Origin of the sequence: Paucibacter sp. PLA-PC-4 (assembly GCF_026241155.1) — a bacterium.
Classification (GTDB): Bacteria; Pseudomonadota; Gammaproteobacteria; order Burkholderiales; family Burkholderiaceae_C; genus Roseateles_E.
This window is the reverse complement of sequence record NZ_JAPFGP010000001.1, coordinates 502,325-517,210: the sequence shown is the minus strand read 5'-3', so window position 1 is coordinate 517,210 and position 14,886 is coordinate 502,325. Positions and strand designations below refer to the sequence as shown.

At 66.9% G+C, this 14,886-nt stretch carries 14 protein-coding genes; 8 read left to right on the top strand and 6 right to left on the bottom strand.

Annotated elements, in window-relative coordinates:
* Window positions 1-21: 21 nt before the first annotated feature.
* Both fmt and def read right to left on the bottom strand, forming a co-directional pair.
* The gene (fmt, locus tag OOZ63_RS02610; protein ID WP_266003717.1) at window positions 22-990 is read right to left on the bottom strand and encodes a methionyl-tRNA formyltransferase; all 969 of its coding nucleotides are present in this window, start codon (window positions 988-990) and stop codon (window positions 22-24) included.
* Between the two features lie 8 nt (window positions 991-998).
* Complete coding sequence (gene def / locus OOZ63_RS02605) at window positions 999-1,517, bottom strand: peptide deformylase (RefSeq protein ID WP_266003716.1); 519 nt, start codon at window positions 1,515-1,517, stop codon at window positions 999-1,001.
* A gap of 281 nt (window positions 1,518-1,798) precedes the next feature.
* On the opposite strand from def, the gene OOZ63_RS02600 reads away from it, so the two are divergent.
* The 3 genes from OOZ63_RS02600 to OOZ63_RS02590 all read left to right on the top strand — a co-directional run bounded on the left by OOZ63_RS02600 (window position 1,799) and on the right by OOZ63_RS02590 (window position 4,662).
* A complete protein-coding gene (locus OOZ63_RS02600; protein WP_266003715.1) occupies window positions 1,799-2,965 on the top strand; it encodes a LysM peptidoglycan-binding domain-containing protein in 1,167 nt (388 codons plus the stop codon).
* 27 nt (window positions 2,966-2,992) lie between these two features.
* Window positions 2,993-4,114, top strand: a complete 1,122-nt coding sequence (gene dprA, locus OOZ63_RS02595) for a DNA-processing protein DprA (RefSeq protein ID WP_266003714.1) — start codon at window positions 2,993-2,995, stop codon at window positions 4,112-4,114.
* Between the two features lie 95 nt (window positions 4,115-4,209).
* On the top strand, window positions 4,210-4,662 hold the full coding sequence (locus tag OOZ63_RS02590; RefSeq protein ID WP_266003713.1) for a DUF494 family protein: 453 nt from the start codon (window positions 4,210-4,212) through the stop codon (window positions 4,660-4,662).
* Between the two features lie 18 nt (window positions 4,663-4,680).
* Here OOZ63_RS02590 and OOZ63_RS02585 read toward each other — a convergent pair whose 3' ends face one another.
* The 4 genes from OOZ63_RS02585 to yajC all read right to left on the bottom strand — a co-directional run bounded on the left by OOZ63_RS02585 (window position 4,681) and on the right by yajC (window position 10,433).
* Complete coding sequence (locus OOZ63_RS02585; RefSeq protein ID WP_266003712.1) at window positions 4,681-7,029, bottom strand: DUF1631 family protein; 2,349 nt, start codon at window positions 7,027-7,029, stop codon at window positions 4,681-4,683.
* Between the two features lie 38 nt (window positions 7,030-7,067).
* Window positions 7,068-8,102, bottom strand: a complete 1,035-nt coding sequence (secF, locus tag OOZ63_RS02580) for a protein translocase subunit SecF (protein WP_266003711.1) — start codon at window positions 8,100-8,102, stop codon at window positions 7,068-7,070.
* Between the two features lie 10 nt (window positions 8,103-8,112).
* Window positions 8,113-9,981, bottom strand: coding sequence for a protein translocase subunit SecD (gene secD / locus OOZ63_RS02575; protein ID WP_266003710.1), 1,869 nt, complete (start codon window positions 9,979-9,981; stop codon window positions 8,113-8,115).
* Window positions 9,982-10,103: 122 nt separating this feature from the next.
* Entirely contained in the window at window positions 10,104-10,433 is a 330-nt protein-coding gene (yajC, locus tag OOZ63_RS02570; RefSeq protein ID WP_137944688.1) for a preprotein translocase subunit YajC, read from the bottom strand.
* 188 nt (window positions 10,434-10,621) lie between these two features.
* Between yajC and OOZ63_RS02565 the strand changes: the two genes are divergently transcribed.
* From OOZ63_RS02565 to OOZ63_RS02545, 5 genes are read left to right on the top strand one after another with little or no spacing between them, the layout of a single operon-like run.
* Window positions 10,622-11,287, top strand: coding sequence for a GntR family transcriptional regulator (locus OOZ63_RS02565; protein WP_266003709.1), 666 nt, complete (start codon window positions 10,622-10,624; stop codon window positions 11,285-11,287).
* Complete coding sequence (locus OOZ63_RS02560; protein ID WP_266003708.1) at window positions 11,284-12,219, top strand: 4-hydroxyproline epimerase; 936 nt, start codon at window positions 11,284-11,286, stop codon at window positions 12,217-12,219. Before OOZ63_RS02565 ends, OOZ63_RS02560 begins: the two co-directional genes overlap by 4 nt.
* A complete protein-coding gene (locus OOZ63_RS02555) occupies window positions 12,216-13,370 on the top strand; it encodes an NAD(P)/FAD-dependent oxidoreductase (RefSeq protein ID WP_266003796.1) in 1,155 nt (384 codons plus the stop codon). Before OOZ63_RS02560 ends, OOZ63_RS02555 begins: the two co-directional genes overlap by 4 nt.
* Window positions 13,370-13,615 carry a (2Fe-2S)-binding protein gene (locus OOZ63_RS02550; protein ID WP_266003707.1) on the top strand — a complete coding sequence of 82 codons (246 nt, stop codon included), beginning with the start codon at window positions 13,370-13,372 and terminating at the stop codon, window positions 13,613-13,615. Before OOZ63_RS02555 ends, OOZ63_RS02550 begins: the two co-directional genes overlap by 1 nt.
* Window positions 13,612-14,856 carry an FAD-dependent oxidoreductase gene (locus tag OOZ63_RS02545; protein WP_266003706.1) on the top strand — a complete coding sequence of 415 codons (1,245 nt, stop codon included), beginning with the start codon at window positions 13,612-13,614 and terminating at the stop codon, window positions 14,854-14,856. Before OOZ63_RS02550 ends, OOZ63_RS02545 begins: the two co-directional genes overlap by 4 nt.
* Window positions 14,857-14,886: the final 30 nt, after the last annotated feature.

The window sequence follows — 14,886 nt, the reverse complement described above, 5'->3', positions numbered from 1 at the left end:
TGGGGTGACCACCCTCCAAATTCAAGCCGTCGGCGTGATGAAACGGCTGCCGACCGCCACCGGCCGGGCCTGCAAAAAAGCCTGAGCCGGCAGGCGCTTGCCACCGGCGCGCTGCAACTCGATCAGCCGCAAGGCCTGTTCGCCGCAGGCCACCAGCAGACCGCGCTCGTCGGCCGCCAGCACTTCACCGGGCTGGCCCTGACCCTGGGGCCGTTCAGCCAGCTCGGCTCGCCAGCATTTCAGGATTTCGCCTTCCAACTGGGTCTGGCCACCCGGGAAGGGATCGAAAGCGCGCAGCCGGCGCTCGATCTGCGCGGCTGGCTCGGCCCAATCGATCTGGCCCTCGGCTTTCTCGATCTTGTGGGCATAACAGACGCCCTCGGCCGGCTGCACCATCGGCCGCAACGCCCCCTGCCCCGCCAGCTCCAGCGCTTGGACGATCAGGCGCCCGCCCTGCGCCGCCAGACGGTCATGCAGGGTCGCGGTGCTCTCCTGCGGCGCGATGTCCAAGGACTCGACCAGCAGCATGTCACCGGTGTCCAGGCCGGCGTCCATTTGCATGATGGTGATGCCAGTCCGGGCATCACCGGCCTCGATCGCGCGGTGGATGGGCGCGGCGCCACGCCAGCGCGGCAGCAAGGAAGCGTGGATGTTCAGGCAGCCCAGCCTGGGCAGGTCCAGCACCCACTGAGGCAGGATCAGGCCGTAGGCGGCCACCACCATCACATCGGGCCGCGCGTCCAGCAAGGCCTGGCGTGCGGCGGCCGCTTCCTCGGGGTACTTGCCATCCAGGCGCAGGCTGCGCGGCTGGGCCACCGCGATGCCGTGATCGACGGCGAACTGCTTGACCGGCGAGGCCTGCAACTTCATGCCCCGACCGGCAGGTCGGTCAGGCTGGCTCAGCACCAGCGCAATCTCGTGGCCGGCCGCCCGCAGACAGGCCAGCGCTTGTTTGGCGAACTCGGGGGTTCCGGCGAAGACGACGCGCATGGACCGCCTCAACGCCGACGCGACTGCTCTTCGCGCGTCTTCTTGACCATCTTGCTTTTGATGCGCTCTCGCTTGAGCGGACTCAGGTACTCGACAAAGACCTTGCCCATCAGATGATCCATCTCGTGCTGGACGCAGACGGCCAGCAGGCCCTCGGCCTCGAACTCATGGGGCTGGCCGTCGCGACCCAGCGACCGCACGGTGACCTTGGCATGGCGCGGGACCTTGTCATAGATGGCCGGCACCGACAAGCAGCCCTCCTCGCCGTCGACCCAACCATCGCTGTGGGCGACCAGCTCCGGGTTGATCAGCACACGCGGCTCGTTGCGGCCTTCCGAGGTGTCCATCACGATGACGCGCTCATGCACATCGACCTGGGTCGCGGCCAGGCCCACGCCTTCGGCCGCATACATGGTCTCCAACATATCGTCGACCAGGGTGCGAATGCGATCGTCGACCTCAGTGACCGGCTTGGCCACCGTGTGCAGACGGGCATCGGGGTATCTCAGAATATTCAGTATCGCCATGGACATCTTCAAGGTTTATGGCCGCCTCTTTGGTGCTAAGGGGGCGGCCCGGGCTGTGGACAACGCACAACGCCTGTTTGTAAGAGCGTGCAAGAGCATCAGGGCACCGGACGCTTTCATTGCGACCACCCCTGATTGGGGGCAAAATCGTCTCAAGCCAAGCGGATTTTCGCCGATCTTGAGCAATACCCGCTTGAAGCGGTCCATTCGGTGTGCATGCCGAACATTTTTTAGCTGAGACAGCGCCGCGCTGCGAGGCAGAAGGCGCGGGAGATTTCTTGATGACCCAGAGGCGGCCCCAACTCCCCCACCCTGCCAGCTGCCTGGCAGCGCTGGCCCTGACCCTGGTCGGCATTTCCGCCTCGGCCACCAGCTACCCCATCACCGCAGATCAGCGCCAGACCGCTGCGCGGGTGGCCCAGGCCGGCGTGCCGCTGTCCGAGCTCTCGCCCAACGCGCCAGACAGCCACACCGTCAAGCCTGGCGACACCTTGTGGGACATCTCCAAGCTCTTTCTGACCAGCCCCTGGCGCTGGCCCGAGCTCTGGGGCATGAACCGCGACCAGATCAGCAATCCGCACATGATCTACCCAGGTCAGGTCTTGCTGCTTGTCAAGAGCAATGGCCGCGCCAGCCTGCAGCTTGCGCGCGGCGCCGGCGCGGGCGATGGCGGCACTGTCAAGCTGTCGCCGCAGATCCGCTCTAGCCGGCATGACGAGAACCCGATCACCGCGATCCCGCAGCACCTGATCGAACCCTTTCTGACCGATGCCGTAGTGTTCGACAGCGATGAACTGGCGCGGGCGCCGCGCATCGTCGCGACCCAAGAAGGCCATGTGCTGCTGGCCAAAGGCGATCTGGCCTATGCACGCGGCGACCTCAGCCAAGCCACCGACTACCGGGTGTTTCGCAACACCGTGCCGCTGCGCGACCCCACCACGCGCGAGATCCTCGGCTACGAAGCGCCCTATTTGGGCACGGCCGAGCTGAGCCGCCCGGCCGAAGACCGCCAGCTGGCCGACGGCAAGGTGGACGTGATCCCGGCCACTCTGGTGATCAAGACCACGCGCCAGGAGATTGGCGTCGGCGACCGGCTCTCGCCAGTGCCGCAGCGCAGCTTTGCGCGCTATGTGCCGCATGCGCCGGCCAATCCAATCTCCGGCCAGATCGTCTCAATCTACGGCGACGCGCTGAACGCCGGTCAGAACCAGATCGTCGCGTTGAATCGCGGCGCCCGCGACGGCATGGAGCGCGGTCATGTGCTGGCGCTTTGGCGCGACGGCCGCCGCATGGTGGACCGCACCGGCGAGAAGCGCGAAGACATCAAGCTGCCCAACGAGCGCCATGGCGTGCTCTTCGTGTTCCAGGTCTATCAGCGCGTCTCCTATGCGCTGATCATCTCGGTACAGGACCCTGTCTCGGCCGGCGACCGCTTCACCCAGCCCTAGCGCGGGCTAACCGGTCCAGACGCGCAGATGGAGCGCAGCGAGCTGGCCGCCTGGCTGCAACTGCTGGAAACACCGGGAGTGGGCCTGGCGGGCGCACGCCGGCTGCTGGCCGGCCTGGGCTCGCCGCAGGCCGTGATTGGCGCTGCGGTCCTCACTCGACAGCAGTGGGTCGCCGCCGGACCGGCCCAGGCGCTGGGCAAGCCCAGCGACGAGCTGCTAAGCCTGATCGATCGAACTTGGGCCTGGCTGCAAGGCGATCGGCGCCGTGATGTGCTGGTGCTCGGTGATGCCGACTATCCAGCAGCCCTGCTACAAACTGCCGACCCGCCGCTGCTGCTCTATCTGATCGGCCGGCGCGAGCTGCTGGCGGCCGAGTCCCTGGCTATCATCGGCAGCCGCAGGCCGACCCCGCAAGGACGGGAAAAAGCCCATGAGCTCGCACACTCACTGGGACAAGCGGGGCTGACCGTCGTCTCAGGCCTGGCTTTGGGCATCGAGGCCGCGGCCCACGCCGGCGCGCTGAAAGGCGCTTGCGGCACCATCGCCGTGCTGGGCAGCGGGCTGGACCAGATCTACCCGAGCAGCCCCCAGCGCCTGGCCGACGAGATCGCAGAGCGCGGCCTGCTGCTGAGCGAGTACTCGCTGGGCTCCCCGCCGACGCAGGCCAACTTCCTGCGCCGGAATCGCATCATTGCTGGGCTCGCGCGCGGCTGCCTGGTCGTCGAGGCGGCGCCGCGCTCGGGTTCAATGATCACCGCCCGGCTGGCCGCCGAAGCCGGCCGCCCGGTGTTTGCCGTGCCCGGCTCGAGCCACGCACCGTGCAGCAAGGGCGGCCAGCAGCTGCTTCGACAGGGCGCCAAGCCGATCGCGCGCGTCGAGGACGTGCTCAAAGAGCTGCGACCCTCGCGCACCACGGCGTCGATCAGAGAAAGCCTGCGGGACGAACAGCCGGCCGATCCGCCCGAGCCAGACGGCGAGAAGGGCCTGGTGCTGGCCGCGATGGGCTATGAACCGGTCAGCCTGGACGCGCTGCAGGCGCGCGGCGGCTGGTCGACCGCCCAGCTCAATGCGCTGCTGCTGGACTTGGAGCTCAGCGGTGCGGTGACCCGGCTGCCTGGCCAGCTGTTTCAGCGCCAAGGCCAGGCCTGAATCGGCCCATATTCGGTCCATATCTGCCGCAAAAGCGGGTTTTCGGCCCGGGTTTCGCGCGCCTGGGCCTGGGGGGCCTGGGTTATAGTCGATTCATGTTTGACGTGCTCGTCTATCTCTACGAAACCTACTGGCGGCCCGACGCCTGCCCAGATCACGCCCAGCTGACGCGCAAATTGTCGGCCGTAGGCTTCGAGAGCGACGAAATCCAGGAAGCCCTGTCCTGGCTGGACGGCCTGGCCGAGGCGGCCCAGTCCTATCACGGCGAGCAAGGAGCGCTGAGCCAGCGGGTCTATTCGGTCGATGAGCTGGACCACCTGGGCGAGCCCTCGGTCGGTTTCGTGAGCTTCCTGGAGTCCGCCGGCGTGCTGCCGCCGCCAATGCGCGAGATGGTGATCGACCGCGCGATGGCCATTCCCGGCGCCCCGATGGATCTCGAAGACCTCAAGATCATCGTGCTAATGGTGTTCTGGAGCCTGGGCGAGGAGCCTGACGCGCTCATTCTCGATGAGCTCTTCGTCGCACCGGAAGACAGGCTCATCCACTAGCCTGTCCCAACCTCGCTCTCAATTGAGCAGGCGGGAAGGGTCCACATCCAACTTGGCCAAGGCATTTCTTGTCGCCTTGACCGTCAACGCCTCATCCTGTGCCGGCAGCAGCAGGCCGGCTTGCAGGAAGGCCGCCAGACGGCTCAGCTGGAACAGCACGCCGCGCCCCTTCGGTGACACGAACAGGGTCAGCTGGTGGCGCATGCCGCGCCAAGCCAGCTGCACCGCCTCGTTGCGGCCACGATAGTCCAACATATACCAGCCACCGACCTGCAGCTCCTTGGCCCATGCCAGCATCGCCGGCGTCGGGCTGGAGCCGCCTTCGGCCACTACTTCCAGGTCCTCGCTCTCGTGGCCAGACAGATCGCGCACCAGCGATTCATTGATCTCCAGCCCGCCGGCTTCCGGAAGCAGCGCATCGAGCGCCTGCAACTGGTCCATCAGCTCGTCCAGGCGCTCGCGCGGGATCGCGGCTGTCTTGGCGGTGAAGGCAGCCGCCAATGAATTGTTCAGCGCACGGATCTGCTCGTCCTGTTTGGCGCTCGGCAGTCCGGCATGACCCATGCCGTCGCGCAAGGTCTTAAGCAGCGGCGGCAGCCTACGTATCACTTCCGCGCGCTCTTCCCGAGAGACCTTAGCACTGGCCGACCAGATCAGGTCAGCGGCGGCCCGCTTCATCGCCTTGGTGTTGTCGGACTGGGCACCGCTGCGCACCGCGGTGACGGCCAGCACATCGGCCCAGACATGGAACAGGAATTCGCGCACGCCGTCCTGCACCGGCACCTCGTTGAGCATCTTGCGCAACTCGATCGTGAACTGGATAGCCAGCGTCTCGCGCTGCTCGACTTGCTGAGCCAGCGACACGCCTTTACGCGAGGCCTGGTTCTCGTTCTCGAAATAGTGATCGAGGAACTTCTCGAACTCGGTCAGCACGGTCTGGAACACGCGCCGCCCGGTGTCGGGGTAGGCCTCCACGACTTGGACGATGCGCTTGATCTCGCGCTCCAGCGCCTCGCCGACACCGCTGCCGGCCGAGGTGTTGAAGCCCATCACACAGGACCCCATACGGTCGATCAGCGCTCGCGCCGGATGTTCGGCCTCGGCGAAAAAATCTGGCTCGCTGACCGCCACCCGCAGCACAGGCATCTGCAGCCGCGCAAACCAGACCCGTACCGCAGCCGGGATGCGCTCCTCCTGCAGAATGCTCTGGAACAGCAGCGCCACAATCTCGATGGTCGCGCGCTCCGCAGGTGTGTCGGCGGCCTGCTTGAGCACCTGCTTGAAAGCCTGGTTGCGGGCCTTGATCTCTTCGAGCTGCTGAGGCGCCGGGGCCTCGGCCTCAGGGCCTGAGCCGAAGGGCGGTCGGCGCTGCAATGCCTCTTGCGCATGATTGATCGCGGCCGCCAGGCGCGGCGATGCGCTGCCCATCTGACTGGGCCGCCCCGCCGAGCCCGGCGCCGGCTGGCGCGACGGCACGGCGTCGACTGGCGATGCGTTCCGATAGCCGGCCGACGGCGACACCGTGGCAGCAAAACCTGGCACCTGACGGCCCACCACGCGCTGCAAGAGCTGCATCACCTCGTCGGCCGCGCGGCTGGCCTGGCTGCGTGCGGCCACCTCGACCGGCGCTACCTGGCGCGCCATGTAGCGCGTCTCGTCATGGCCACCGCTCAGCTCCTGGCGCATCGAGGGCCGATGCGCGGCCGCGCTATTGCCGGCACGTCGGATGAAGGGCCGCAGATCGACCTCGGGCAGCACGCCCTGCTGGATCAGCCAGCGATTGGTCTCGTGATAGGCCTCGCCCAGCAGCAGGGAGAACTCGGCATGCAGCGTGCTCTTGAGCATCTGCCATTCAGAGGGGCTGAGCCCGCTGCGATACCAGGCATCGAGCGCCAGGCCGGCCACCACCGGGGCACGCAGCAGGTCGTGGGCGGGTAGCTCGTCGAGCTGCTCCAACTGGTGCATGCGAGTGCGCAGATCGGTGAACTCCCACGAGGCCTTGTCCATCATCGCCAGCGACAGGCGCGAGCCGATGATCTCGCGCTCTATCGTGTCGTCGTCTACCAGCGAGAGCGGGCCTGACTGGCTGGCACGCCCCATCGCCTGCCGGGCCTCGGCCACGCCATGCGAGACCGCGTGGCGCAGACCGGCAACGAAGGCGCTTTGCCAGGCCGGGCCTTGGCGAATCCAGGCGGCCACGCCGTCGCGACGCGCCACCATCACTGCGTACTCGGCCGGAAGCAACAACAACTGCTGGGCAGCTTCGTTGAGCACCCCGACAACCGGTGCCAGGCCGCGTACCAGGGCATCCAGATAGACGTGCCGCGCTTGCGAAGCCAAGGCTTTGTTGCGGGCGGCGTCGGTCATGAATGCGTCAAAAATTCAGGCAGGTGATGCGAATGACTCTACACCACCGCTCCGGCGTTCGGATCGTCAGGATCTTCCTTGTTGATCGGTGTCTTGACCAGGTCTTCGCGCTTGATGCCCAGCCACATCGCGATCGCCGCAGCGACGAAGACCGAGGAGTAGATGCCGAAGCAGATGCCGATGGTCAGCGCCACCGCGAAATAGTGCAGCGAGGGCCCGCCGAATATCAGCATCGACAAGACCATCAGCTGCGTAGAGCCGTGCGTGATGATGGTGCGGCTGGTGGTGCTGGTGATGGCGTGGTCGATGACCTCGTGGGTGTTCAGCTTGCGGAACTTACGGAACACCTCGCGCACCCGGTCGAAGATCACCACCGATTCGTTAACCGAGTAGCCCAGCACCGCCAGAAGGGCCGCCAGCACCGTCAGTGAGAACTCCCACTGAAAGAAGGCAAAGAAGCCCAGGATGATGATGACGTCGTGTAGATTGGCGATGATGCCGGCCACCGCGAACTTCCACTCAAAGCGCAGCGCCAGATAGATCATGATGCCGACCACGGTAAAGGTCAGCGCCAGTGCGGCGTCTTGCGCCAGCTCGGCGCCCACCGCGGGGCCTACCACCTCGGAGCGCGAGAGCTTGATCGGCTCAGCCTGCGCGGCGGTCAAGCAGACCTGCTTGCTGACCGACTCGCCCTTGTCAGTGACGATGTCGCGCTGCGAGACGGTGCCGCTCTCGGCCTTGCACAGCGCGTCGAACACCAGGCCGACCTGCTCGGTCTGCTTGACGTCACCGCGCAGCGGCAAGCGGATCATCACATCGCGTGAGGTGCCGAAGTTCTGAACCTGCACTTCGCCAAAGCCCATGGCCTCGACGGTGTGGCGGGTCTTCTCAAGATTGGCGGTCTGCGCGTATTCGACCTCGACCACCGAACCACCGGTGAACTCGATCGAGAAGTGCAGGCCGCGAGTGACCAGGAAGAACACCGCGAGGGCAAAGGTGATGAAGGAGATCGCGTTGAGCAGCAACGCGTGCTTCATGAACGGGATATCCCGTTTGATTCGGAACAGTTCCATGAATGTTTCCTCAGGCCTTGGGCGCGTCGGCCTCGGGCTTCCAGATCTGACCGATAGAGACTGACTTGAGCTTCTTCTGGCGGCCGTACCAGAGATTGACCAGGCCACGCGAGAACACCACCGACGAGAACATTGAGGTCAGGATGCCCAGGCAGTGCACCACCGCAAAGCCCTTGACCGGGCCGGAGCCGAAGGCCAGCAAGGCGACGCCAGCGATCAGGGTCGTCACATTGGAGTCAAAGATGGTGGCCCAAGCCCGCTCGTAGCCCGCATGGATGGCGGCCTGCGGCGCGGCGCCGGCGCGCAACTCCTCGCGTACCCGCTCGTTGATCAGCACGTTGGAGTCGATCGCCATGCCTAGCACCAGCGCGATGGCAGCCATGCCCGGCAGGCTCAAAGTGGCCTGCAGCATCGACAGCACCGCGATCAGCAGCAGCAGATTGAAAGCCAGGGCCAGCGAGGAGAACACGCCGAACAGCGCATAGTAGATGCACATGAACACGGCCACCGCGACAAAGCCCCACAGCACAGAGGCCAGGCCCTTCGCGATGTTCTCGGCACCCAGGGTCGGGCCAATGGTCTTCTCTTCGATGATCTCCATCGGCGCGGCCAGCGAGCCGGCGCGCAGCAGCAGGGCCGTGTCGCTGGCTTCGGTCGTCGTCATCGCACCCGAGATCTGCATGCGCGAGCCGAGTTCGCCACGGATCACCGGTGCGGTCACGACCTCGCCCTTGCCCTTCTCGAACAGCAGGATGGCCATGCGCTTGCCGATGTTCTCGCGCGTCACGTCCTTCATCACCCGCGCGCCCTTAGCGTCGAGGTTCAGGTGCACAGCGGGCTGCTGGTTTTCGTCGAAACCGGCCTGGGCGTCAACCAGGTTGTCGCCAGTGATGACCACCTGGCGCTTGACGATGATGGGGCCGAAACCGCGGTCGATATAGCGCTCGGTGCCGAAGGGCACCGGGCCGCTGCCGGCCACGGCCGCCTGGGCCTCGGCGCTGTCATCCACCATGCGCAGTTCCAGCGTCGCGGTGCGGCCGATGATGTCTTTGGCGCGCGCCGTGTCCTGCACGCCGGGCAGCTGCACGACGATGCGGTCCAGTCCCTGCTGCTGGATCACCGGCTCGGAGGTGCCGAGTTCGTTGACGCGGTTGTGCAAGGTGGTGATGTTCTGCTTCAGTGCGGTTTCCTGCACCTGCACCAGGGCTTGAGGCTTCAGCGCGCCGGTCAGCGTCGGTTGGTCGCCGGTCTGGCCGGGCGTCCATTGGACATCGGTAATCTGGTCACTCAGCAGGGTGCGCGCCGCCGTCATGGCCGCCGCGTCTCGGAAGGCCAGCACCACGGTATTGCCATCGCGGCTGATGCCAGCGTGGCGGATGTTCTTGTCGCGCAGCAGGGTGCGCACGTCGCCGGTCAGCGACTCGGCCTTCTTGGTCAGCGCCGCCTTCATGTCGACCTGCATCAGGAAGTGCACGCCGCCGCGCAGATCCAGGCCCAGATACATCGGGAAGGCATGCAAATTGGACAGCCAGCGCGGCGAGCGCGACAGCAGGTTCAGCGCGACGATGTAAGTCGGGTCATTCGCATCCGGGTTGAGCGCCTTGCTGATAACGTCCTTGGCCTTGAGTTGCGTATCGGTGCTGTCAAAGCGGGCCTTGACCGAATTACCCTCGAACTCGACGAAGTCGGCCTTGATCCCGGCGGCACTCAGCGCCTGCTCGACCCGCGACTCCATCGAGGCATCGAGCTTGACGGTGACCTTGGCGCTGGAGACCTGGACGGCCGGCACCTCGCCGAAGAAATTCGGCAGCGTGTAGATGAAGCCGATCAGCATCGCGATCACAAGGATCGCGTACTTCCACAGCGGATAACGATTCATGGTGCGTCCTCTCAGGCCGAGTCAGCGTCAGCGCCTGAAGCGAACCCGGCACCATGACAGACATGGCGCCGGGCTATGGGTTGGGGGCCCGCGCCGACGGCGCCGCGCCCCTAGCAGCTGGATTACTTGACGGTGCCTTTGGGCAGCACCTGTACGACCGCGCCGCGCTGGATCTGCAGTTCGACACCGGTTGCCACTTCCAGGGTCACAAAGCTGTCGCCGAGCTTGGACACTTTGCCCAGCAGGCCACCGGAGGTGACGATTTCATCGCCCTTGGCCAGGGCCTCGATCATGGCCTTGTGCTCCTTCTGACGCTTCATCTGCGGGCGAATCATCACGAAGTACAGCACCACAAACATCAGCACCAGCGGCAGCATGCTCAGCAAGCTGGACTCGGTGCTACCGGCGGCAGCGGCCGGGGCGGCTTGGGCAAAAGCGTTGGAAATAAACACGTCGGAATCCCTTTGGTGAAAGCCGCCCTTGGCGGACGGAAGAACTGCGGATTGTATGCGGCCACCCGGGGCAGCCACCCACCGCAGCCGAGATGGGGTTGACAAGCCGAAATTCAAAAAATATTCTACAAATATATTAAATTGCAAACCCTGCTGGCCAAAGCCTATCGGCCTGCGATGATGCCGCCATGACCGACAGCCCCGAAGCCCCCGAACACGACAACAAGCGCCGCGTGGCCGACCAGGCCTATGACGCGCTCGAATCGATGATCGCCACCTTGATGCTCAAGCCCGGCGCACCTATCGTCGAGGCCGAGCTGATCGAGCGCACCGGCCTGGGGCGCACGCCCACTCGCGAGGCGCTGATGCGCCTGGTCTCCAACGGCCTGATCGTGCAGCTGCCGCGACGCGGCCTGCGGGTCAGCGATATCTGGCTGGCAGAGCATTTGGACCTGGTCGAGGCGCGCCGCGTGCTAGAGCGCTTGATCGCCGCAACCTCGGCCCGGCGCGCCACGCCGGCCCAGCGCGAAGACCTGCTGAGCTGCGCCCGCAGCATGGTCAAGGCCGGCGAGGACGACAATTTGGCCGCCTATATGGATGCCGACCAGGCGCTGGACCGGGTCAACCACGCGGCTTGCCGCAACCCCTTCGCTGTGGCCGCCGTCGTGCCCATGGTGATCCAGTGCCGGCGCTTCTGGTATGCCTACCAGCACCAGGGCGATATCAAGGAGGGTGCGCGTCGCCATCTGCTGCTGGCCCAGGCCATTGCCGGCGGCGACGGCGAGCAGGCCGCGCAGGCCAGTGACGCCTTGATGGACTATCTGCGCCATTTTGCCCAGGCGGTGATCGAATGAGCACGGCTCGCGTTGTTGATTCGCATACCGGCGGCGAACCGACCCGGTTGATCGTCAGCGGCGGCCCCGACCTCGGCGCAGGCAGCATGGCCGAACGCCTGCAGCGCTTTCGCACCGAGCACGATGCGTGGCGCCGCGCCGTCGTGATGGAGCCGCGCGGCTCAGACGTGATGGTCGGCGCGCTGCTATGCGAGCCCGAACTGCCGGACAGCACGGCCGGCGTGATCTTCTTCAACAATGTCGGCTATCTGGGCATGTGCGGCCACGGCAGCATCGGCCTGGTCGCGACTCTGTCCTATCTGGGTCGCATCCAGCCCGGCGAGCACCTGATCGAGACCCCGGTGGGCCGGATCACGGCGCGGCTTCATCAAGACGGCAGCGTCAGCATCGCCAATGTGCCGGCCTGGCGCCACGCCAAGCGGGTCGCCGTCCGGATCGCCGGCAGGACCGTGCATGGCGATGTCGCCTGGGGCGGCAACTGGTTCTTTCTGTGCGAAGACCATGGCCTGAGCCTGGCGTTGGCATCGGTCGAGGCGCTGACCGACTTCGCCTGGGCGCTGCGCCAGGAGTTGCCGCGCCAGGGTGTCAGCGGCGCCGCAGGCGCCGAGATTGACCATATCGAGCTGCTGGGCCCGCCGGCCGACCCGGCCCACAACGGCCGCAACTTCGTGCTGTGCCCAGGCAAGGCCTATGACCGCAGCCCCTGCGGCACCGGCACCAGCGCCAAGATCGCCTGCCTGGCGGCCGATGGCAAGCTCGCACCCGGTGCGATTTGGCAGCAAGAGAGCGTGATCGGCAGCGTGTTTGCCGCAAGCTACCGGCCCGGCGAGCCGGGCCAGGTCTTGCCTACCATCCATGGCCGCGCCCATGTAAACCTGGACGCCAGCCTGGTGTTCCAGGACGGCGATCCCTTCGCCTGGGGCATCGCCTGAAGACCACCGTCGCCAGCACCCGCCGGGCCGACGTGCTGATCGTCGGCGCCGGCATCGTCGGCGCGGCCTGCGCGCGCGAGTTCGCCCGCCAGGGGCTCAGTGTGGCCGTGATCGAATCGGGCGCAGTCGGCGGCGGCGCGACGGCGGCCTCGATGGGCCATCTGTTGGTGGTCGACGACGAGGCAGGCGAAACCACCGGAGCAGGGCACGCCGAGTTCGCACTGAGCCAGCGTTCGATGCGGTTGTGGCAGGACTGGCTGGACGAGAGCGCCGGCCATGGCGCGCAAGTCGAGCATGGACGCTGCGGCACGCTGTGGCTCGCCGCCGACGATCAGGAGCTGGCGCTGGCCTGTCGAAAGCAGGCCTGGTATGCGGCACGCGGTATCGCAGCAGAGGTGATCGACGCCACCGCGCTGGCAGGGCTGGAACCTATGCTGCGCTCCGGCCTGGCCGGAGCGCTGCGCGTGCCGGGCGACGGCCGCGTCTACCCGCCCAAGGTCGCTGCACACTGGCTGCAGGGCTGCGAGCTGATCAGCGGCGAGGTCATCGGCATGGATGGCCATAGCCTGAGCCTGGCCGATGGCCGGCGGCTCTGGGGCGGCCTGATCGTGCTGACGGCCGGCCTGGCCAGCCAGCGCTGGCTGCCGCCGGGCTGGCTGCTGCCGAAGAAGGGCCAACTGGCGATCACTCAGCGGTGCGTCCGGCGAAATGAACAGCGCGTCACTCATCAGTTGGTTGAGCTGGGCTACATCAAAAAGGCCCATCTGGCCGACCAGGACTCGGTGTCCTTCAACGTGCAGCCGCGCCCCGATGGCCAGCTCTTGATCGGCTCTTCGCGCCAGATCGGCCGCAGCGATGCTGCGCTGGATCGCACAATGCTCGAAGCGATGCTGGCGCTGGCCTGCGACTATCTGCCCGAGCTGGCCGAGCTAGGCCTGCTGCGCTGCTGGACCGGACTGCGCCCGGCCAGTCGCGATGGCCAGCCGCTGATCGGCGCCCACCCCGGGCACCCGCGGGTCTGGCTGGCCTGCGGCCATGAGGGCCTGGGCATCACGACCTCGCTGGCCACGGCCGAGCTGCTGGCACAGCTGAGCCTGGGCCAGCCGACCTTGTTGAACCCCGCGCCCTATGCGCCGGCGCGCCTGCTGTGATGAACGACAAGATCGTCTTGCACATCGATGGCCAGCCGCACGCGGTGCCGGCCGGCTGTAGCGTGGCGGCTGCCCTGGCCCATGCCGGCCTGAGCGCGACGCGCCGCTCGGTCAGCGGCCAGCCGCGCGCCGCCTTCTGCGGCATGGGGCAATGCCAGGAATGCCGGGTCTCGATCGACGGCGTGGCCAACCGGCTGGCCTGCATGAGCCCGGCCACCGCCGGCATGGTGATAGCGACGACATGATGAACAGGACTATGGACGCCGATATCACCGTCGTGGGCGCCGGCCCGGCCGGCATCGCCGCCGTCTGCCGCCTGATAGCTGCCGGCCGACGCGTGGTCTGGGTTGACCAGGGTGCGCGGCCCGGCGGCCAGATCTGGCGTGCTAGCCTGCCGCCGCACTGGACTCGAGCGCTGGATGTGGCGCAGGCCAGCCCGCTGCTGCAGCGGCTGGCCGGCCATGCGGTGGTCGATGCCGATGGCCCGCAGCGCCTGCTGCTACACGACACGCAGGCACAGCGCGGGCTTTGGGTACGCGCGCCACAGCTGCTGCTAGCGCTAGGCGCGCGCGAGCGCTTTCTACCCTTCCCCGGCTGGACCCTGCCCGGCGTACATGGTGCCGGTGGCCTGCAGGCGCTGATCAAGAATGGCTGGCCGGTCGCCGGCCGGCGTGTCGTGCTGGCCGGATCGGGCCCGCTGCTGCTGGCCGCGGCCGACACTGCCCGCGCGGCCGGCGCCGATCTGCTGCTGATCGCCGAGCAAGCCTCGCGCGCCGCACTGCTGGGTTTTGCCGCCGGCCTGGACGCAGCCCGGCTGGGACAGGCCGCCGGCCTGGGCTGGCGGCTGCGCGACCGCTACCGCAACGGCCTCTGGGTGCGGCGCGCAATCGGCAGCGAAAAGCTCGAAGCCGTCGTGATCAGCGACGGCCACAGCGAGCAACAGCTGGCCTGCGACGAATTGGGCGTCGGCTTCGGCTTGTTGCCCAATACAGAACTGGCCGAGCTACTGGGCTGCCGCCTTCAAGCCGATGCCATCGCGGTCGATGCCCAAATGCGGACCTCGCTGCCCCAGGTCTGGGCTGCCGGTGAATGCACCGGCATCGGCGGGGCCGACAAGGCGCAAGTCGAGGGCGAGTTGGCGGCGCTGCAGATGCTGGACCAGGACGGACAACCGCTGCAGTCTGCCCACCGCAAAGCCCAGCGCTTCGCGCGTCGCCTGGCCCGCAGCTTCGCCTTGCGCCCCGAGCTGCTGCAACTGGCAGAAACCAAGACCCTCATCTGCCGCTGCGAGGACGTCAGTCTGGGTGCGCTGAAGGCGCAGCGCGGCTGGCGCGATGCCAAGCTGCAGACCCGCTGCGGCATGGGGGCTTGCCAGGGCCGCGTCTGCGGGCCGATCACCCAGCAGCTGCTGGGCTGGGACGCGCGCGGCCAGCGCGCGCCGCTGCAGCCCGCGCCGATCGCGCTGTTCTTGCCGGACAAGACTTGACCCTGCACCGGGCATCGCCGATGCTGCCCG

Excerpts from the sequence above, each read along its gene's own strand:
- secD (WP_266003710.1), bottom strand. The coding sequence starts at position 9,981 with ATGAATCGTTATCCGCTGTGGAAGTACGCGATCCTTGTGATCGCGATG.
- OOZ63_RS02545 (WP_266003706.1), top strand. The coding sequence starts at position 13,612 with ATGATGAACAGGACTATGGACGCCGATATCACCGTCGTGGGCGCCGGC.
- OOZ63_RS02565 (WP_266003709.1), top strand. The coding sequence starts at position 10,622 with ATGACCGACAGCCCCGAAGCCCCCGAACACGACAACAAGCGCCGCGTG.
- secF (WP_266003711.1), bottom strand. The coding sequence starts at position 8,102 with ATGGAACTGTTCCGAATCAAACGGGATATCCCGTTCATGAAGCACGCG.
- OOZ63_RS02585 (WP_266003712.1), bottom strand. The coding sequence starts at position 7,029 with ATGACCGACGCCGCCCGCAACAAAGCCTTGGCTTCGCAAGCGCGGCAC.
- fmt (WP_266003717.1), bottom strand. The coding sequence starts at position 990 with ATGCGCGTCGTCTTCGCCGGAACCCCCGAGTTCGCCAAACAAGCGCTG.
- OOZ63_RS02590 (WP_266003713.1), top strand. The coding sequence starts at position 4,210 with ATGTTTGACGTGCTCGTCTATCTCTACGAAACCTACTGGCGGCCCGAC.
- OOZ63_RS02550 (WP_266003707.1), top strand. The coding sequence starts at position 13,370 with ATGAACGACAAGATCGTCTTGCACATCGATGGCCAGCCGCACGCGGTG.
- OOZ63_RS02560 (WP_266003708.1), top strand. The coding sequence starts at position 11,284 with ATGAGCACGGCTCGCGTTGTTGATTCGCATACCGGCGGCGAACCGACC.
- def (WP_266003716.1), bottom strand. The coding sequence starts at position 1,517 with ATGGCGATACTGAATATTCTGAGATACCCCGATGCCCGTCTGCACACG.
- OOZ63_RS02600 (WP_266003715.1), top strand. The coding sequence starts at position 1,799 with ATGACCCAGAGGCGGCCCCAACTCCCCCACCCTGCCAGCTGCCTGGCA.
- dprA (WP_266003714.1), top strand. The coding sequence starts at position 2,993 with ATGGAGCGCAGCGAGCTGGCCGCCTGGCTGCAACTGCTGGAAACACCG.